Source organism: Nocardioides litoris (assembly GCF_006346315.1).
GTDB classification, from domain to species: domain Bacteria; phylum Actinomycetota; class Actinomycetes; order Propionibacteriales; family Nocardioidaceae; genus Nocardioides; species Nocardioides litoris.
The window spans coordinates 509,923-527,954 of the sequence record NZ_VDMR01000002.1; the positions used below are offsets into that span (position 1 = coordinate 509,923).

Sequence of the window (18,032 nt, forward strand, 5' to 3'; positions counted from 1 at the left end):
CCGAGGGGTGTGCCAGGGAAGGTCGGAGGACCAACCCGACCGCGGCCCCCGCCGCCCGCACCCCCCGGAGCCCCCCGATGAACCTCGACGACCTGCACGCCCTCGCCCCCACGACCATCGAGGCGACGGGCGCCGACCTGCCCGGCATCCAGTCGCTGCTCTCGCTGCCCTGCCTCGGCGCCTCCTGAGCCGCCGACCCGCGACCACCCACCCCATGCCCAGCGACGAGGTACGCCGGCCGCCGGCAGGCCCCGGCGTCCTCGGCCTGCTGCGCTCGCAGTCGGTCGAGGCCGTGGCGACCCTGCTGCTGTGCTGGTTCCTGCTGGCCTCGCTGGCGCTGATCAGCTGGCTGCGCTTCGTCGAGACGGGGGAGATCACCTCCGGCGTCGTGCCGTGGTCGGCCCTGTCCTTCACCGTCGCCGTCCCGCTCTTCGTCCGGGTGCAGCTCGGCGCCCTGCGGGGCGGTGACGCCTACCGCTCCACCTGGATCGCGCCCTTCCTCGCGGTCGTCGCGCTCGTCCCGATGACGTGGGGCGTGCTGGGCCTCTCGCTGGTCTTCTCCGTCGCCGCGGCCGTGCTCGGCTTCCCGCCGGCGCGGGCCGCGGCGCTGGTCGTGGTGCAGACGGTGCTGTTCGTCGTCCTGTTCGGCCGCATCGACGTCGCGACCGGCTCGGGCCTGGTCGGCGTGCTCATCGAGACCGCCACCTACGTCGTGATCCTGGTCGCCGTCACCCGCCTCGCCGTGCTCATCGACGACCTCCACTTCACCCGCGAGGCCTACGCCCGGCGCCGGGTCGACCTCGAGCGCGAGCGCATCGGCCGCGACCTGCACGACCTGATGGGTCGCACCCTGGTCGCGGCGTCGCTGCGCAACCAGACCGCCCTGCGCACGCTGGGCGACCGCGACCCCGAGCTCGCCGAGCGCCTCGGCCAGATGCACGAGAAGATCAGCCGCGGCCAGGTGCAGCTCCGCTCGCTGAGCAGCGGCCCCAGCATCGCCCACCTCGACGTCGAGCTCGACAACGCACGGATGCTCTCGCAGCGCGTTGCCATCGCGCTCGACGTCGACGTGCGCCGCCGCCCGCCCGGCCCGCTCGAGACGCTCGCCGGGCTCGTCATCCGCGAGGACATCACCAACGTGCTCAAGCACAGCCGCGCCTCCTGGTGCTCCATCACCATCGACGGCGACGACGACCACGTGGTCGTCACCGCCGTCAACGACGGCTCGATCGGCGACCCCGAGGCGGTCGCGACCCAGGCCGACGGCCGCCTCCACCGCGCGGTCACCGCGGCCGGTGGCACCGTGCACCGCCACCTCGGCACCGACGGCGTCTTCCGCTGCGACGTGCGCGTCCCGCTCGCCGCCGGAGCCCGCCGGTGACCCGCCTGCGCGCGCGCCTGGCCGCCCTCGTCGCCCGCCTCGGCGCCGACGGCCGCGGGGCCCGGCTCGCGGTGTGGCTCTTCGTGGTCGGCGTACCCCTGCAGACCCTGCCCGGCCGCACCCAGGGCCCCCTCCAGGCCGGCCTCTACCTCGCCGCGATCCTTGCCTTCCTGGCCTGGGAGCTGCAGCAGCAGCGCCTGGGCCGGTGGGGCGGCCTCGTCGGCCTCGCGGTGGCGGTGGTGGGCATCCACGACGACTGGATCCTGGTCACCGGCCTCGGGCTGGCGATCATCGCCGTCAGCCTCCCCGTGCTCCCGGCGGTGCTGGGCGCCACGGCGCTGGTCGCCTGGGCGATGCACAGCTGGATCGACACCTACGGCAGCGCCACCACCACCGTCGCCGTCGGGGTGCTGACCCACGTCACCTACCCGCTGTTCATCTACCTCCTCGAGCGCGTCGCCACCGCCGCCCGCGAGCTGCGCGCCACCCGCGAGGACCTCGCCGACATCGAGGTCGACGTCGAGCGCACCCGGCTGGCCGAGGAGCTCAACGCCGTCATCGGCAGCACGCTGCACCAGGTCGCCCACCAGGCCGCCACCACCCGGCGCGAGCTGACCGTCGACGACCCGCAGCTGGCCGAGCAGCTCGACGACGTCGCCACCCTGGTCGCCCGTGGGCTCGAGCAGCTGGAGCTGCTCTCGTTCGAGTCGGTGCTGGCCGGCTTCCAGGACGAGGTCGCCACCGCCCAGGCGCTGTGCAAGCGCCTCGGGGTCGAGGTCACCGTCTCGGTCGACGAGGTCGACGCCCGGGTCGACGACGCCTTCGCGCTCGTGGTGCGCGAGTCGGTCACCAACATGTTCAAGCACGCCGTGCCCGCCCGCTGCACCGTCACCGCCCGCATGCAGGACGGCACCGCGCTGCTCGCCATCACCAACGACGGCGTCCCCGACGAGGCCGTCGCACCCCGTTCCGGCGGGTCGGGCCACGAGCGCTGGCGGACCGTCCTCGCCGAGCTCGGCGGCACCCTGGTCGTCGAGGAGCTCAGCGGCGGCCGCTACCGCGTCCTGGCCCGCGTCGCCCCCGCCGCCGCCCCTGTCGCCGAGCCGCCGGCCACACTCCCGCAGCGCGCCGACGCCCCCCGCCGCTCGACCCGGCCGGCCCGCGCCGCCGCCAGTCCCGAGCGCCCCGAGCGCCCCGAGCGCCCCGAGCAGATCGACCGGATCGAGAGGATCGCCCATGGATGAGCCGCTGCGCATCATGATCGCCGAGGACGTCACCATCGTCAGCGAGGCCTTCGAGGCCCTGCTCTCGACCGAGGCCGGCTACGAGGTCGTGGCCCGGGTCGACCGCGGCGACGAGGTCGTGCGCACCGCGCTCGCCCACCGCCCCGACGTGGCCCTGCTCGACATCGACATGCCCGGCGCCACCGGCATCGAGGCCTGCGCCCAGCTGACCGCCGCCATGCCCGAGGTCAAGGTGCTGCTGCTGACGGCCCTGCCCGGCAGCGGGCACCTGCCCCGTGCCCTGGAGGCCGGCGCGTCGGGGTACCTCGTGAAGTCGGCCACGGGCAAGCAGCTCATCGACGGCATCCAGGCCGTCGCCGACGGCCGCACGGTCATCGACCCCGAGATCGCCGCCGACGCCCTGCGGTCGGGCCCCAACCCGCTCACCGACCGCGAGTGCGACATCCTGCGGCTGGTCGACCAGGGCGTGCCCACCGCCGACATCGCCGAGGAGCTCTTCTTGTCCAAGGGCACGGTGCGCAACTACCTGTCCAACGCCATGACCAAGCTCGACGCGCTCTCGCGCACCGAGGCCGTCGCCAAGGCCAAGAGCCGAGGCCTGCTCTAGCGGGCCCCACCCGGCGCCCCCGGTCGACACCTGTCGACCGGGGGCGTCGACACGTGTCACGACGACCGGTGACCTCCGGCACTGACCCGCGCCCCTCGCCGGCGACGAGCATCGAGCTGCGCAGCCGCGCACCCCACCGCCCCCGGTGGGCCACCGATGCACCGGACGCAAAGGACCAGAGCCATGGGAACGCTGTACAAGGACATGAGCCGACTCGCCCCCGCCCCCACGCTGCGACGCGAGACGGCCTCGCTGGTCGCAAACAGCATCGTCGTCGTCGCCTTCTTCGCCGTGCTGATCGTGGCCTTCGACGCCCCGCCGGCCGTCAACGGCGCCGTCGGCGGCGCCCTCCTCGCCGCCCTCGTCACCCGCTGGGCCTACGTCGCCCTCACCGCCCGGCAGCAGGCCTGAGGCCGGCGCGGAGCCGGCCGGCCGCGTCACCGGATCCGTGTGACGGATGTCCTCGGAGCCGGTGACGGCGGGCCCTGATGGGGGCCCCGTCCCGGGCGGCAGGCTTCTGGACATCGAGCAGGACCCACCGAGGAGCGCAGGAGGAGGAGAGATGACCACCGACATGACCACCGACATGACCACCGGGACGACCGGCCCGCAGCGGCACCGCACCAGCCCCCCGTCGTGGCTGGTCGAGGTGGCCCGCGAGGCCGGCCTCGAGGTCCCCGCCGCCGTCACCCGGCTGCAGGGGCGCAACGAGAACCAGCTGACCCACCCCGCCACCGCCGGCGGCGACTCCTTCCTCGTCAAGCGCCTCGTCGGGCCGGGCGCCACCGACCGCTTCGCCCGCAGCCTCGGCCACGCCCGGCTCGTCCAGCACGGCGACAGCGCCGGCTCCGGCGCCCCCGAGCTGGTGCACGCCGACCACGGCCGCGGGGTGCTCGTGCACCGGGCCGTCCCCGGCGCCACCAGCGGCAACCGGCTGCTGGTCGAGGAGCGCTTCACGCCGGCGCTGTGCGCGCAGGTCGGCCACACCGTCGGCCGGCTGCACGCCATCGACCCGGCCGGGCTGCCCGCCGAGGGCCTGCCCCGCCGCGGCCCCACCCTCCCGACCGAGCGCGCCCTGCGGGCACTGCCGCTCGGCGCGGTGCACCTGATGACCGCCGGCGAGGTCGACGCCTGGCGCATCCTGCAGTCCGACGACTCGCTCGCCGCCGCGGTGCGCCGCCTGCGCGGGTCCTCCGCCGCCGCCCCCCGCACCTGGACCCACGGCGACCTCCGCATCGACCAGGTCCTCGTGGCCGACGACCGGACCGCGGTCGTCGACTGGGAGGAGTTCGGGCTGGGCGACCCGGCGTTCGACACCGGCAGCTGGGTGGGCGAGTGGGTCTACCGCGCCGTGCTCGACATCCCCACCGCCCGCGGCGACGGCATCGGCGCCGAGGAGCACGACGGCGTCCTGCGCCACCGCTCGCTGACCCCCGAGGAGATCGTCCGCCGCGGCGTGGCCAAGCTCGACGCCCTCGCCCCGCAGGTCACCGCCTTCTGGACGGCCTACCGCGCCGAGGCGCCGGTCGACGCCGACCTGGCCGCCCGCACCGCGGCGTACGCCGGCTGGCACCTGCTCGACCGGCTCCTCGCCCTCGCGCACGGCAAGGCCGTCCTGCCCGGCGTGCCGCGCGCCGCGGCCGGCGTCGGCAAGCGGCTCCTGGCCAACCCGGCCGGCGCGGCCGAGGCCCTGGGCCTGCACCACGACGCCGCCGGCCCGGAGGTCGCGGCATGACCGGCCCCGAGACCCCAGCGACCCCGAAGACCCAGGCCCTGTCGATGGACGACGTCGTGCGCCGCGTCGAGGCCGAGGTCACCCTCGACCTCGAGGCCGGCGAGGTCACCGTCCGCGGCACCCGCGCCCGCCACCGCGAGCGGCGCGACCTCCTGCGCGAGCTCGGCACCCTGCTCTACACGCACTTCCACGTGGGCCACCACCTCGACGACGGCCTCGACGTGGCCGCCGGGCGCGACGAGGCCTACGAGCTCGGCCTCTCCGAGCGGCTGGCCGACCGGTCGATCCGGCGACGGCTGCCCCTCCTCGGCCTCGACGGCGAGGACGTGCTCGTCGAGCACCTCGGCCTGCGGGTGCGGGTGCCCCGCGCCGACGTCGTCCTCGACGGGACCGGAGGCGCCGAGCTCGACCTCCCGCTGCTCTCGCCGTCGCTCTCGCCCGGCTTCGCCCTCGCCCGGGGACCGCAGAGCCCGCCGTCGTCCGAGCCCCTGCTGCGGGTCTACGCCGCGGCGGTCTCGCGCGACGACGCGACCGAGACGTTCGTGGCCGTCCTCGACGTGCTCGCCGGCCGCCGGCGCTGGCACGCCAAGGTCGCCTCGCAGGCCCGGCTCTACCCGCGCAGCGACGCGGTCACGATCTACCTGCACCGCGACGAGGTCGACGCGGTCGACGCGCTCGTCGCAGCCGTCGGCCGGCGTACCCACCCGGCCGGGCAGCCGCGGTCGCTGTTCACCCGCGCGCTCGCCCCCACGGTGGGCTGCGCCTGGGAGCCCGAGCAGCGCGCGGTCAGCTTCGGCCAGCACCGCGCCCGCGTCGCGGCTCAGCTGGTGCTGGCCCGGGCCGAGGGGTCCTGGCGCCCCGGCGACACCGAGGCGGCCTGCCTCCAGCGGGGCATCGACCCCGCCCAGGTGTGGCGCAACACCGCCTCACCCACCCCCGATCTCCTGCACCGACCGGTGCAGGCGGACCCCGCCGCCCTGGCGGGGGCCATCCACGGGTGACACCACCCACCACACGAAGGAGACAACCATGTCGAAGGACGAGCTGGTCGGCGGCTTCAAGGAGTACAGCGACGCCGAGGAGATCAACAACCAGGTCGAGGAGGGCGACGAGACGCCCGCCACCACGGTGCCGTGCTCCGCGATCGGCAGCGCGATCCTCACCAACAACTTCAACTGCTGATCGAGGCCTGCTGACGAGTGGGTGTTGTGACTGCACCAATCAGCCACAGCACCCACTCCAGGCAGGTGCGTCGACCGCCAGGTCGACCGCGCCGGCACGCGGCGCACCGCTCACCCTACCCCGTCGAGCCCGGAGGAGACCACGCATGACGACGAGCCCGCCCGCAGCCGGCCCGCGCCTCGCGGCGTGCTGGCCCTTCACGCCCCTCGCGCTCACCGAGACCGCGCGGTGGTCGCAGCTGACCCGTACCGGCGCCTACCAGCGGCTGTGGGTCGGCCAGTCGGCCGGCCTCGACGTCGCCAGCACGGTCGCCCACGCCGCCGGTGCCGGCCACCGCTTCCCGCTCGGGATCGCGGTCAACGTCATCCCCCTCCACCACCCCGTCCAGGCCGCGCAGCAGGCCCGCTCGATGGTGCTCGCCTCCGGCCACGACCTACGGCTGTGCTTCTCGCCGGGCGACCCGGCGGTCCAGCGCGCCTTCGGCGGGTCGGCGTACGCGAGCCCGCTCACCGCGGCTCGCGAGTTCCTCGCCGCCGTGCGCGCCCTCGTCGACGGCGACCCCACCCGGCTCGAGGGCGACTACTTCCCGCTCGCCGCCGGGCTGCCCGGCCCGCGGCTGCCCGCCCGGGTGCTGCTCGGCCTCGGCACGCTGCGGCCCCGGATGGCCCGCCTGGCCGGCGAGGTGGCCGACGTCGCGACCACCTGGCTCACCCCGCCGTCGTACGTCCGCGACGTCATCGCGCCCGCCCTCGCCGAGGGCGCCAGCGCCGCTGACCGTCCGCGCCCCGAGCTGGTCGTGCCGGTCCACGCCGTCCTCGCCCAGCCCGGCCGCGACGTCGCGGCGCTGGCCGAGCAGGCCGTCGGCACCCACCTGCGACTGCCGCACTACCGCGCCGTCCTGGAGGCGGCCGGGGACCACGCGGCCCTGCGCGACGGCCCCGCGGGCGCCATCGCCTCCGGCCTGGTCACCTGCGGCGGCGTCGACGACATCGCGGCCCGGGTGCTCGACGCGGTCGAGGCCGGCGCCGACGAGGTCCCCCTGGTGCTGCACCGGCCGCCCGGACCGTGGGCCGCCGTCCGCGACGAGTGGCTCGCCGTCGGCGAGGTCGTCGCGGCCTGCCTCGACCAGCTGGCGCCGGCCCCGGCGCCCCCGCCTCGAGGTGTCGCGGTGTGAGGCTCGTCCTGGTCATCACGGGCTCGCTGCGCGCGGCGTTCACCCCCTTCGAGATCAACTGGATCCGGATCCACCGGCCGGAGATCGAGCTGCGGGTGGTGCGCACCCGCTCGGCCCGGGCCTTCGTGACCCGCCCCTCGCTCCAGCAGCTGTGCAGCCGCGGGATCGACGACGACGAGTGGGACGCCGAGCGCGTCGGCCCGGCGCTGCACGTCGAGCTCGGACAGTGGGCCGACGCCGTCCTGGTCTACCCCGCGACCCTCGACTACGTCGGGCGCATCGCCCGCGGCGAGGGCGACACCCCGTCGCTGCTCATGATCGCCTGCTCGACCATGCCGGTCGTCATCGCGCCCGCCCTGCCGCCGGGCGGCTACGAGGGTCGCACCTACGCCCGGCACGTCGCCGACATCGAGCGGCTGCCCGGCGTCGCGGTCGCCCAGCCGCAGCCCGGCTACAGCGCCGCCACCCGGACCATGTCGACCTACACCTCCGCCGAGCTCCCCGACTGCCTGGCGCTGCTCGACGCGATGCTCGAGGCCGCGACCCGGCTCGTGGCCGGCGCGGGTGGTGGCGCGGGAAGTGGTGCGGCCGAGGTCGTCCCCCTGGAGCGTCGCCCGTGAGCGGCCCGAGCACCCTGCGCGCCCAGGACCACGCCGGCGACGTGCTCACCCGGTCGCTCGGCCCCACCGCCCCGGCCCCGTTCGGCGTGCCCGGCGCCGACCTCGGCGCCCTCGTCGACCGCGAGGACCCGCGCGGCTGGCGGTGGGTGCTGGGCACCGGCGACCGCACCGTCCGCCGCTACCCCGTGCCCGCCGCCACCCCGTCGTACGGCGAGCTCGCGGTGCGCACCGCCGGCCACGGGCGCCTGGCTCCCGCGACGTGGAGCGGCGTGCTGGCGCAGGTCGGTGCCGCCCTGGCCCGGCTGCACGCGCTGCCGGCCCCCGACCACCCGCCGCCGGCGCTGGCCCGGCTGGCGGACTTCCTCGACGCCCGGCCCGTCGACCCGGCCCGGCGGAGGCGGCGGGACCGGTTCGTCGACGCGCTCGGCCCCGACATGCTGGCCGGCCTGCGGGCCGACTGCCGGGCCGCGCTCCGCCCGGCGACCGCGGTGCTCAGCCACGGGTGGGCCGGGCTCGGCACGTGGTTCGCCACCGGTCCCGGCGCCGCCGTCGGCGTGGTGGGGGAGGACCACGGCGCCGCCGCGCCCGAGCACGACCTCGGTGCCGTCCTCGGCCAGGTCGTCGAGCTGGCCCACCTGGTGCCGTGGTTCGCCGAGGTGTGCCCCGTCGCCGAGGCGCGGGCGCGGCTGCTCGCGGGCTACGGACGCCCGGTCGACCAGGACCGCCTCGACCGCGAGGTCCGCCTCGCGATCACCCGGCACGTCGCCGACTACGCCGTGCACACCCGGCTCCGCGAGGCCGACCTCGCGACGTACGCCGCCCTGGTGGTCTCGCTGTGACCGCGCCCGGCTGGGGCCGGCTGGTCGCGCCCACCCACCGGGCCCGCCTCGACTCGGGCCTGCAGGTGCTGGCCGTGCACCGGCCCGGGCTCGACCTCGCCGTCGTGCTCTCCCACCTGCTCGGCGGCGCGCGCCTCGACCCGGCCGGGGGTGCCGGCACGGCCCACCTGGTCGAGCACCTGCTCGCGCAGGGCCGCCGACCCGACGGCCGCCGGTGGGTGACCCCGGTGCTGGTCGCCGGGGGCGAGGTCGACGCCACGACCCACCCCGACCTCCTGGAGTTCTGCACCGAGGTGCCGCTCGCCTCCCTCGACGCCGCCCTCGCCGTCGAGCGGGCCCGGCTCGCGGGGTGGCCGGTCCTGGCCGCCGGCGTGCTTCAGCGCCAGCGCGACGGCGTGTGCCGCGAGGTCGAGGACCACCTGCGTCGACCGTCGCGGTCGCTGCCGTGGCCGGCCCTGGGGGAACCGGTCCTCGGTTCCTGGGCCGAGGGCCACGACCCCTTCGGTGAGGTCGCGCACGTGCGCGGCATGGACGAGGCGCACTGCCGCGCGTTCTCCGAGCCGCTGCACCGGCCCGACCGGGCCGTCGTGGTCGTCGTGGCCGACCTCGACCGGGTGCCCGGCGGGTTCGCCGCGGTCTGCGACGCCCTCGAGGTCCCCCCGCCCGCGCCGGCCGCCCGACCGCCCGGCGTACCGCTCGTCGCGCCGCCGGGGCCGGGGGGCCTCGCCGTGCACGAGGCGTGGACCGCCCCGCACAGCGCCGGTGCATGGGGCTGGCGCGTGCCGTCGGTGGTCGACGACCCCGAGCGGTACGCCGGGCTCCTGGCCCTCGCCGCCCACCTGCAGGCGCCCGGGCGCCAGGCCGCGGGCGCGGTCGGTGCCCGCGCACGGGTGGGCCAGATGGTCCCGATGGACCGGGCCGACGCCGACGCGCTGACCTGGACGGCGCTGCACCCGGTCGACGCCGCGCCCGCGCTCGAGCGCGTCCGGGCCGCGCTCGACGACGCGGCTCGCGGCCGCGTGGGCGGTGCCGACCTGCGGACGGCCGTCGACCACGCCCGGCGCGACCTCGCGGTCCGTCTCGACCGGCCGCGCACGGCCGCCCAGCTGCTCGGTCGTGCCGTGCTGCTCGCGGGCGACGCGGCCGCGGCCGCGCGCTGGGTGGGTGCCGTGGCCGCGCTGGCGCCCGACGACGTCGTCGCGGCCGCGGCCGGGCTGGCCGCCACCGAGCCCGCGGGCCTGGTCGGACGCGCTCGCCGCCCCCGGCCGCCCGTCGCCCGCCCGGCCACCGTGGTCGCGCTGGAGCGCCCCACCCTCGTCTCCGCCGTCGCGGCCCGCCTCCGGCTCCCCGCCGGGTCGGCGGCCGCGTCCCCGCTGCGCGACCTCGGCTGGACCGTCGGTGAGGACCAGCTCGGTCCGACCGTGCACGGGCAGGGGCTCGAGCCCGCCGACGCGCTCCTCGACCATCTGTGGCGCGACCTGCGCGACCTGCGCGACCTGCCCGGGCTGGGTGCCACCCCGGTCGACCGGCTCGTGGTCGTCGGCCAGAGGGCCGCGGCCGTCCCGGACGCCGGCGGCCCGGAGGTCGGCACCCGGGGAGCCCCGGCCCGACCGCTGACGACGGTGGTCGACGAGCGCCAGCCGCCCGGGACCGTCTCGCTCGAGCTCTGCTGGCCGGTGCCCGCCGGCGGCGGGTTCCGCGAGCGCTGGCTCGGCCTGGCCCTGCTCGTCGGCATCCACGACCGCGACGCCGAGGGCGACGTGCACCCGCTCGCCGCCCCGGAGGGCACGGTGCTGGTGGCCCACCAGCGCGCGGTCCCCGGCGGGGCCGAGGTCGTGGTCGACCTCTTCTGCGCCGAGGGCGAGCTGCCCGCGACCCTCGAGCACCTGGCCCGCGAGCTGGCCCCGCCCGCGCTCGCGGCCCGGGCCGCCCACGCCTCCGACGCCGCGGCCTCGGTGGTCGCGGGCTGGCGCCGCGACGCGCACCAGCCGGCGGCGCTGGCCGCCCGGGCGCTGACCATGCTCGACCTCGGGGCCACGCCCCGGGAGGTCGTCGGCTTCGACGCCGGCCTCCTCGGCACGCGTCCGGAGGAGGTCGTGGCCCGGCTGCGGGCCGACCTGGCGACCCCGCCGCGGGTCCTCGTGCGCACCGCCGCAGACGCGGGGCTCGACGAGACCCAGGCGGCGCGGCTGCTCGACCGGGCCGGTCTCGGGGCGTCCCGTCCCGCCGCCCACGCCCGGTGACGGCTGTCATCGGCACCGGTGGCAGCAGCCCCTACAGCGGGGCCGCGGCCGCGACCAGGCTGGAGGCATGACCCACCAGCCTTCCCTCCCGGAGCCCGTGGTCGACGTGCGCGACCTGCACTTCTCCTACGGCGGGCACCACGCGGTGCGCGGCGTGTCCCTCACCATCGAGCCGGCCCAGGTCTACGCCCTGCTGGGCACCAACGGCGCCGGCAAGACCACCACCCTGGAGCTCATCCAGGGCTTCCGCCGCCCCGCCTCCGGGCAGGTGCGGGTGCTGGGGGTCGAGCCGGCCCGCCACCTGGCCGTCGTCCGCCAGCGCACCGGCGCGATGCTGCAGGAATCCGGCCTGTTCGCCGAGCTCACCGTGCAGGACACGATGCAGCTCTGGGCCGACCTCTCCTCCCGCGTCGACGACGTCGACACCGTCATCGCCCGCGTCGGCCTCGACCACAAGCGCGGCACCCGGGTCCAGTCGCTCTCCGGCGGTGAGCGCCGGCGCCTCGACCTCGCCACCACCATCTGGGGCGGGCCGGACCTCATCATCCTCGACGAGCCGACCACCGGCCTCGACCCGGCCTCCCGGCAGACCCTCTGGGGCCTGGTCCGCGAGCTCCGCGACGCCGGTACCACCGTCCTGCTGACCACCCACCAGCTCGAGGAGGCCGAGAACCTCGCCGACCGGGTCGCGATCATGCACCGCGGCCGCGTCGCCGTCGCAGGCACGCTCGACGAGGTGCTGGCCACCGAGCCCGCCCGCGTCGCCTTCGACGTGCTGCCCGGGTCCGGCACGGCCTGGCTGCGCGAGGGCCGTCGCCCGGTCGGCGTCGCCGTCGCCGAGCGCGCCGTGCGCCGCCCGCACGGCGCCCGGACCGAGGTGGCCGTCACCGGGCCGGAGCCCGTGCGCGACCTGCGCTGGGTCCTCGACGCCGCCGAGCGGGCGGGCGTCCAGCTCGAGCGGCTCCGCGCCAACCCGGCCTCGCTCGAGGAGGTCTTCCACCGCGTCCGCCTCGCCGACACCGACCAGCCCGACCGGACCGACCAGCCCACCCACCAGCCCACCGACTCGTCCCGCGAGGTGACCGCATGACCAGCCCCGACACCCTGCCCGCCCCGACCGGCACCGTCCCCGCGGTGCCCGCCGGCCGCGAGCTCCGCCTGTGCCGCCGTACGGCGCTCGGGCGGGTGCTCCGGATGACCCGCTTCGAGCTCGGGATGATCGTGCGGCAGCGGGTGGCGGTGCTCTCGATCGTGCTGGCCCCGGCGATCGCGGTCGGCATGGCCCTCGTCGACCGGCCCGACGCGCCCGGCCCGTGGATGGTGATGCTGTCCTCGATGACCGTCCTCGTGCTGGTCGTGGCGGTCTACAACACCGTCACCAGCACCGTCGTCGCCCGCCGCGAGACCCAGGTGCTCAAGCGGCTGCGCACCTCCGAGCTGGTCCCTCGCCAGATGCTGGTCGCGCTGGCCCTGCCCTACGTCATCGTCGGCGTGCTCCAGGTCGTCGTCGTGGCCGTGGCCTACCAGCTGCTCGGTGCGCCCGCGCTGCTGACGGCCGGGTTCGTCGCCGTGGTCCTCGCGACGGCCGTGCTCGCCGTGCTCGGCGGGTTCGCCACCGCGGGTCTCGCCGCGACCAGCGAGCGGGTGCAGTTCGCCGTCCTGCCGGTGCTGCTCGTCGGGCTCGTCGCGGCCATCTTCGTGCTCAACCCCGGTGCCCCCGACGCCTACCGCGCGCTGGCCCTGCTGCTGCCCTTCGCCGCCTCGAGCGACCTGGCCCACCGCGCCCTGGGCGCCACGGGCGAGACCGTCCTCGCGCCGGCGTTCGTCACCGACCTCGCCGACCGCGTCGGCGTGTCGACCTCGGGCCTCATGGTCGTGGCCGAGGTGGTGCTCGTGCTCGGGTGGTGCGCCGCGTTCGCGCTCGCCGCCCGGCGCACCTGGCGCTGGGAGCCCCGGGGCTGAGGCCCCGGCGCCCCGGGAGAGGACGACCCGTGTCCCTGCTCAGGCTGCTCCGCCGCCACCTCGCGCCCCACCGCCGGCTCGTCGCCCTCGTGGTCGCCCTCGAGCTCGCGAGCGTGGTCGCCCTGCTGGTGCTGCCGCTGCTCAACGCGCGGATCATCGACGAGGGCATCGTCCCCGGCGACCTCGGCCGCGTGGGGAGCGCCGGGGCGGTGATGCTCGCGGTCAGCCTGGCCCAGGCGGTCGTCGCCGCCGGCTCGTCGTACGCCGGCGCGGCCGTGGCCGCCGCCTTCGGCCGCGACGTGCGCCGGGGCCTGTTCTCCCACGTCGGCGGGCTGTCCTCGCGCGAGGTGCACGGCTTCGGCGTGCCGTCGCTGGTGACGCGCTGCACCAACGACGTCCAGCAGGTGCAGCTGTTCGTGCTGCTGACCCTGACGATGGTGCTCACCGCCCCGCTGCTGCTGGTCGGCGGGGTCGTGATGGCGGTGCGCGTCGACGTCGGGCTGTCGTGGGTGCTGCTCGCCGCCGCGCCGGTGCTCGCGCTCGTGGTCACCGCGCTGGTGGCGTGGATGGTGCCGAGCTCGCGGCGCCTCCAGGAGCTGCTGGACCGCACCAACGAGGTGCTCCGCGACCAGCTCGTCGGCCTGCGCGTCGTGCGGGCCTTCGCCCGGGAGCAGCGGGAGTCCGAGCGGTTCGCCGGGGTCAACGACGAGCTGACCCGCGTCTCGCGGCGGATGGGCCGGATGACCGCCGCGCTGACGCCGGTCGTCGTGGTCACGACGAGCCTGGCCGTCGCGGGCGTGCTGTGGTTCGGCGGGCACCGGGTCGACGACGGGCAGCTGGCCATCGGGTCGCTGGCCGCCTACCTCACCTACGTCGTGCAGGTGCTCGCCGCCACCGCGGTCCTGGCCCTCGTGGTGGTGATGCTGCCGCGGGCGATGGTCTGCGCCGACCGGGTCACCGCCGTGCTCGAGGCCCGGTCGTCCACCGCCGGCCCGCGCCCGGGAGGTCCCCGGTCGCTGGTGCCCCGCGCCGTGCGTGGCGCCCTGCGCGTCGAGGGCGTCGGCGTACGCCGCCCCGGGGCCGACGAGCCCCTCCTGCACGGGGTCGACCTCGACGTCCGCCCCGGCGAGGTGGTGGCCGTGGTCGGCTCGACCGGGTCGGGCAAGACGCTGCTGCTCTCGCTGCTCGCCCGTCTCCTCGACCCGACCGTCGGGCGGGTCCTCCTCGACGGCCACGACGTGCGCGACCTCGACCGGGGCGTCCTCGCCGGCGCCGTCGGGCTGGTGCCGCAGGCCTCCTACCTGTTCGGCGGCACCGTGCGCAGCAACCTGTGCCTCGGCCGCCCCGACGCGAGCGACGACGAGCTGTGGCGCGCGCTCGAGGTGGCGCAGGCCGCGGGCTTCGTGGCCGGCCTCGACGACGGCCTCGACGCCGTGGTGCACCCGGGCGGCACCAACCTCAGCGGCGGGCAGCGCCAGCGGCTCTGCGTCGCCCGGGCCCTGGTGCCGCGGCCGCGGGTCTACCTGCTCGACGACGTCTTCTCCGCGCTCGACGCCGCCACCGGTGCGCGGCTGCGGCGAGCCCTGCGCGAGCGCACGGCCGACGCCGCCGTCCTCCTGGTCGCCCAGCGCGTCGACGAGGCCCGCGAGGCCGACCGCGTCGTCGTCCTCGACCAGGGCCGCGTGGTCGGCCTCGGCCACCACGACGACCTGCTGCTGACCTGCCCCACCTACGCCGAGATCGCCGCCTCGCAGCAGCTCGCCGGGGTGACGGCATGAGCACGGCGCGGCGCCCCGGGACCGCGCGACGCCTGCTCGGGCTGCTGCTGCACTCGCGGTGGCGCACCCTCGGCGTCGTCGTGCTGACCGCCGTGGCCGTCAGCCTCACCGTGGCCGGCCCCCTGCTGGTCGGCCGGGCCGTCGACACCGTCGTCGACGGCGTACGCGGCGAGGGGCTCGACACCGGGGCCCTCGCGACCGCCGTGCTGCTCGTCGTCGTGGTCGGCGCCGGCGCCGCGCTCGGCGAGCTGGCGCAGGGCTGGCTGCTCAACGGCGCCGCGACCGCGGCGGCCCGGCGGCTGCGCCGCGACGTCGAGGGCAAGCTGCACCGCCTGCCGATCGCCCACGTCGACACCGTGCCGCGCGGCGAGCTGCTCTCCAAGGTCACCAACGACGTCGACAACGTCGCCCGCACCCTCGGCCAGACGCTCGGCCAGCTCCTCACCGCACTGCTCACCGTGGTGGCCGTGCTGGCCACGATGCTGACGATCTCCCCGCTCCTGACCCTCGTCGCCCTCGTGCTCGTGCCGGTGACGGCGCTGGTCACCCGCGTGCTCGTGCGGCGCAGCCAGCCCCACTTCGTGCGGCAGTGGACCGCGACCGGCGAGCTCAACGCGCAGGTCGAGGAGGCCTTCAGCGGCCACGACCTGCTCACCGCCTTCGGGCGCCACGACGAGGCCCGGGCCCGGTTCGCGGCCACCAACGACGAGCTGGCGCGGGTGGGCCACCGGGCCCAGTTCCTCTCGGGCCTGCTCAACCCGGTCATGGTGCTGCTGGGCAACCTGTCCTTCGTCTCCATCTGCGTCGTCGGCGCGTGGCGGGTGGTCCAGGGCCAGCTGACCATCGGCGGCGTGGTCGCCTTCGTGCAGTACTCCCAGCAGCTCACCGCGCCCCTGAGCCAGGTCGGCACGATGGTCACCACGCTCCAGTCGGGCCTCGCCTCCGCCGAGCGCGTCTTCGCGCTGCTCGACGAGGACGAGGAGCCGGCCGAGGCGACCGGCCGCCTGCCCGTCCCGACCCGCGGCCGCCTGGTGTTCGAGTCGGTCACCTTCGACTACGGCGCCGGCCCCCTCATCGAGGACCTCGACCTCGTCGTCGAGCCCGGTCGCACCGTCGCCGTCGTCGGGCCCACGGGCGCCGGCAAGACCACGCTGGTCAACCTGCTCGCCCGCTTCTACGACCCACGGTCGGGCCGGATCACCCTCGACGGCACCGACATCGCCGCGGTGCCCCGCGCCGAGCTGCGCTCCCGGGTCGCCATGGTCCTGCAGGACACCTGGCTGCTCGCCGGGACGATCGCGGACAACATCGCCTTCGGCCGCGCCGGGGCCGAGCCCGCCGACGTGCGCCGGGCGGCCGCGGCGGCCTCGGTCGACCACGTCGTGCGGGCCCTGCCCGACGGCTACGACACGCTGGTCGACGACACCGGCCACCTGCTCAGCGCGGGGGAGCGCCAGCTCGTCACCATCGCCCGAGCCTTCGTGGCCGACCCGGCCGTGCTCGTGCTCGACGAGGCGACCAGCGCCGTCGACACCCGCACCGAGCTGCTCGTGCAGCGCGCGATGGACGCGCTCCGCGCCGACCGGACGGTCGTCGTCATCGCCCACCGGCTCGCCACCGTCCGGACGGCCGACCTGGTCCTCGTGATGGAGGCCGGCCGCATCGTCGAGCGCGGCACCCACGACGACCTCCTGGCCGCCGACGGCGCCTACGCCCGGCTGCACCGGGCGCAGGCCGACCGCGAGACCGACGGCGAGGGCGTGCCCATCGGCGCGTGACGGCCGTCAGGCCGGCACGGGCACCCCGACGTCGAGGGCGAGCAGCTCCGCGACGCACCCGGTCGCGGCGGCCTGGCCAGCCGCAGCCGCGGCCAGCACCGAGCTCATCGGCATCGGCAGCTCGGGCACGTGGGCGAGGTCGCCGGCGGCGTGGACCCCGCGCTGGGAGGTGCGGCCGAACGCGTCGACCTGGACGCAGCCCGACGGCAGCAGCGCCAGGCCGAGGTCCTCGGCGAAGGGCGCCGACTGGGCGAACGTCGTCGCCACCAGCACGCCCCCGAGCTCGAGCTCGGGGCCACCGGCGAAGGAGACGACCGCGCCGTCGTGGGCGCCCCCGGCGCGGAAGCCGGTCACCACCTCCGAGCGCACCGACGCGCCGAGCCGGGCCAGCTGGGCGGCGTTGTCGTCGTCGACCGCGTCGCCGTCGGTCAGCACCACGACCTCCGAGGAGATCGGCGCGAGCATCGCGGCGAGCCGCCCGACGTGGCCGTGGCTGCCCAGCACGCCGACCGGGCGGCCGGCGTACTCGTGGCCGTGGCAGAACGGGCAGTGCGCGGCCGCGCCCCCGAAGAGGTCGGCGAGGCCGGGCTTGTCGGGCAGGGTGTCGCGCACCCCGGTCGCCAGCAGCACCATCCGGGTGCGCACCGGGCCGCGGTCGGTGGCCAGGCTCCAGCCCGGGCCGTCGGGCACGACGGAGTGCGCCCGCTCGTCGCGCACCTCGACCGTGGCGTACGCCGCCAGCTCGGCCCGCGCGAGGCGCCGCAGCTCGGCGGGCGGCCGGCCGTCGTGGGTCAGGAAGTTGTGCAGGTGGTCGGTGGGGTCGTTGCGGTAGCCGCCGGCGTCGAGCAGCAGCACGCGGCGGTGCATGCGGCCCAGGGTGAGCGCGGCCTGCAGGCCCGCGGGCCCGCCGCCGACGACCACCACGTCGTAGCCGTTGTCCGTGTCCATCGTGTCTCCTCTTGTTGGGAACTTGTCTCGACAACGATGGTGTGAGTTCATGTTGACATGAAGTCAAGTGTGATCTCCATCGGCGAGCTCGCGGGCCGGTTCGGGCTCGCCACGCACGTGCTGCGGCACTGGGAGGACGTCGGCCTGCTCGACCCCGAGCGCGACGCCGCCGGCCGTCGCCGCTACGGCCGCGACGAGCTCGTGCGGGTGGCCGTCATCCTGCGCAACCAGGCGGCGGGGATGAGCCTGGAGCAGATCCGGGTGCTGCTCGACGCCGAGGCCCCCGAGCGACACCTCGTGCTCGAGGCCCACGTCGCCGACCTCGACCGGCGGATGGCCGAGATGCAGCGCAGCCGCGAGATGACGATGCACGCCCTGCGGTGCCGCGCCCACGACGTCGCCAACTGCCCCGGGTTCCGCAAGGGCGTCGACGACCTCCTCGCCGGCGACGCCTCGACCCTGGTCGCCGGCCTGGCCGAGCAGTCGGGTCGTGCGGGACGGGGCCGGCGGGTGGGGTCGCGGTGAACGCTCGGCGCACGGC

17 protein-coding genes are annotated in these 18,032 nt (G+C 76.6%); 16 read left to right on the forward strand and 1 reads right to left on the reverse strand.

What is annotated here, in order from left to right; translation table 11 throughout:
* Positions 1–214 precede the first annotated feature (214 nt).
* From FJQ57_RS22455 to FJQ57_RS10600, 15 genes are all read left to right on the forward strand, one after another.
* Complete coding sequence (locus tag FJQ57_RS22455; protein ID WP_170219372.1) at positions 215–1,381, forward strand: sensor histidine kinase; 1,167 nt, start codon at positions 215–217, stop codon at positions 1,379–1,381.
* Positions 1,378–2,625 carry a sensor histidine kinase gene (locus tag FJQ57_RS10545; protein WP_139979948.1) on the forward strand — a complete coding sequence of 416 codons (1,248 nt, stop codon included), beginning with the start codon at positions 1,378–1,380 and terminating at the stop codon, positions 2,623–2,625. The genes FJQ57_RS22455 and FJQ57_RS10545 overlap by 4 nt, the downstream gene beginning before the upstream one ends.
* Positions 2,618–3,232 carry a response regulator transcription factor gene (locus FJQ57_RS10550; RefSeq protein WP_139979950.1) on the forward strand — a complete coding sequence of 205 codons (615 nt, stop codon included), beginning with the start codon at positions 2,618–2,620 and terminating at the stop codon, positions 3,230–3,232. Before FJQ57_RS10545 ends, FJQ57_RS10550 begins: the two co-directional genes overlap by 8 nt.
* A gap of 183 nt (positions 3,233–3,415) precedes the next feature.
* On the forward strand, positions 3,416–3,643 hold the full coding sequence (locus FJQ57_RS10555) for a hypothetical protein (protein ID WP_139979952.1): 228 nt from the start codon (positions 3,416–3,418) through the stop codon (positions 3,641–3,643).
* Positions 3,644–3,794: 151 nt separating this feature from the next.
* Complete coding sequence (lxmK, locus tag FJQ57_RS10560; RefSeq protein WP_170219373.1) at positions 3,795–4,967, forward strand: class V lanthionine synthetase subunit LxmK; 1,173 nt, start codon at positions 3,795–3,797, stop codon at positions 4,965–4,967.
* Positions 4,964–5,968: a T3SS effector HopA1 family protein gene (locus FJQ57_RS10565; protein ID WP_139979956.1), complete on the forward strand. Its 1,005-nt coding sequence runs from the start codon at positions 4,964–4,966 to the stop codon at positions 5,966–5,968. The genes lxmK and FJQ57_RS10565 overlap by 4 nt, the downstream gene beginning before the upstream one ends.
* Positions 5,969–5,996: 28 nt before the next feature.
* Positions 5,997–6,149, forward strand: a complete 153-nt coding sequence (locus FJQ57_RS22460; RefSeq protein WP_170219374.1) for an LxmA leader domain family RiPP — start codon at positions 5,997–5,999, stop codon at positions 6,147–6,149.
* A gap of 145 nt (positions 6,150–6,294) precedes the next feature.
* Positions 6,295–7,323, forward strand: coding sequence for an LLM class flavin-dependent oxidoreductase (locus tag FJQ57_RS10570; protein ID WP_139979958.1), 1,029 nt, complete (start codon positions 6,295–6,297; stop codon positions 7,321–7,323).
* Positions 7,320–7,943: a flavoprotein gene (locus FJQ57_RS10575; RefSeq protein WP_170219375.1), complete on the forward strand. Its 624-nt coding sequence runs from the start codon at positions 7,320–7,322 to the stop codon at positions 7,941–7,943. The genes FJQ57_RS10570 and FJQ57_RS10575 overlap by 4 nt, the downstream gene beginning before the upstream one ends.
* A complete protein-coding gene (locus tag FJQ57_RS22465) occupies positions 7,940–8,782 on the forward strand; it encodes a hypothetical protein (protein WP_170219376.1) in 843 nt (280 codons plus the stop codon). The genes FJQ57_RS10575 and FJQ57_RS22465 overlap by 4 nt, the downstream gene beginning before the upstream one ends.
* Positions 8,779–11,025 carry a M16 family metallopeptidase gene (locus FJQ57_RS10580; RefSeq protein WP_170219377.1) on the forward strand — a complete coding sequence of 749 codons (2,247 nt, stop codon included), beginning with the start codon at positions 8,779–8,781 and terminating at the stop codon, positions 11,023–11,025. The genes FJQ57_RS22465 and FJQ57_RS10580 overlap by 4 nt, the downstream gene beginning before the upstream one ends.
* 67 nt (positions 11,026–11,092) lie before the next feature.
* Positions 11,093–12,115, forward strand: a complete 1,023-nt coding sequence (locus FJQ57_RS10585; RefSeq protein ID WP_139979964.1) for an ABC transporter ATP-binding protein — start codon at positions 11,093–11,095, stop codon at positions 12,113–12,115.
* Positions 12,112–12,987: an ABC transporter permease gene (locus FJQ57_RS10590; RefSeq protein ID WP_139979966.1), complete on the forward strand. Its 876-nt coding sequence runs from the start codon at positions 12,112–12,114 to the stop codon at positions 12,985–12,987. Before FJQ57_RS10585 ends, FJQ57_RS10590 begins: the two co-directional genes overlap by 4 nt.
* A gap of 29 nt (positions 12,988–13,016) precedes the next feature.
* Complete coding sequence (locus tag FJQ57_RS10595; RefSeq protein WP_246081737.1) at positions 13,017–14,765, forward strand: ABC transporter ATP-binding protein; 1,749 nt, start codon at positions 13,017–13,019, stop codon at positions 14,763–14,765.
* Complete coding sequence (locus tag FJQ57_RS10600; protein WP_139979968.1) at positions 14,762–16,543, forward strand: ABC transporter ATP-binding protein; 1,782 nt, start codon at positions 14,762–14,764, stop codon at positions 16,541–16,543. Before FJQ57_RS10595 ends, FJQ57_RS10600 begins: the two co-directional genes overlap by 4 nt.
* Positions 16,544–16,549: 6 nt before the next feature.
* Here FJQ57_RS10600 and FJQ57_RS10605 read toward each other — a convergent pair whose 3' ends face one another.
* Positions 16,550–17,491 carry an NAD(P)/FAD-dependent oxidoreductase gene (locus FJQ57_RS10605; protein WP_139979970.1) on the reverse strand — a complete coding sequence of 314 codons (942 nt, stop codon included), beginning with the start codon at positions 17,489–17,491 and terminating at the stop codon, positions 16,550–16,552.
* A gap of 57 nt (positions 17,492–17,548) precedes the next feature.
* On the opposite strand from FJQ57_RS10605, the gene FJQ57_RS10610 reads away from it, so the two are divergent.
* Entirely contained in the window at positions 17,549–18,016 is a 468-nt protein-coding gene (locus FJQ57_RS10610; RefSeq protein WP_139979972.1) for a MerR family transcriptional regulator, read from the forward strand.
* Positions 18,017–18,032 lie beyond the last annotated feature (16 nt).

Excerpts from the sequence above, each read along its gene's own strand:
- FJQ57_RS10610 (WP_139979972.1), top strand. The coding sequence starts at position 17,549 with ATGAAGTCAAGTGTGATCTCCATCGGCGAGCTCGCGGGCCGGTTCGGG.
- FJQ57_RS10565 (WP_139979956.1), top strand. The coding sequence starts at position 4,964 with ATGACCGGCCCCGAGACCCCAGCGACCCCGAAGACCCAGGCCCTGTCG.
- FJQ57_RS10605 (WP_139979970.1), bottom strand. The coding sequence starts at position 17,491 with ATGGACACGGACAACGGCTACGACGTGGTGGTCGTCGGCGGCGGGCCC.
- FJQ57_RS10570 (WP_139979958.1), top strand. The coding sequence starts at position 6,295 with ATGACGACGAGCCCGCCCGCAGCCGGCCCGCGCCTCGCGGCGTGCTGG.
- FJQ57_RS22460 (WP_170219374.1), top strand. The coding sequence starts at position 5,997 with ATGTCGAAGGACGAGCTGGTCGGCGGCTTCAAGGAGTACAGCGACGCC.
- FJQ57_RS10600 (WP_139979968.1), top strand. The coding sequence starts at position 14,762 with ATGAGCACGGCGCGGCGCCCCGGGACCGCGCGACGCCTGCTCGGGCTG.
- FJQ57_RS10590 (WP_139979966.1), top strand. The coding sequence starts at position 12,112 with ATGACCAGCCCCGACACCCTGCCCGCCCCGACCGGCACCGTCCCCGCG.
- FJQ57_RS10585 (WP_139979964.1), top strand. The coding sequence starts at position 11,093 with ATGACCCACCAGCCTTCCCTCCCGGAGCCCGTGGTCGACGTGCGCGAC.
- FJQ57_RS22455 (WP_170219372.1), top strand. The coding sequence starts at position 215 with ATGCCCAGCGACGAGGTACGCCGGCCGCCGGCAGGCCCCGGCGTCCTC.
- FJQ57_RS10555 (WP_139979952.1), top strand. The coding sequence starts at position 3,416 with ATGGGAACGCTGTACAAGGACATGAGCCGACTCGCCCCCGCCCCCACG.
- lxmK (WP_170219373.1), top strand. The coding sequence starts at position 3,795 with ATGACCACCGACATGACCACCGACATGACCACCGGGACGACCGGCCCG.
- FJQ57_RS10550 (WP_139979950.1), top strand. The coding sequence starts at position 2,618 with ATGGATGAGCCGCTGCGCATCATGATCGCCGAGGACGTCACCATCGTC.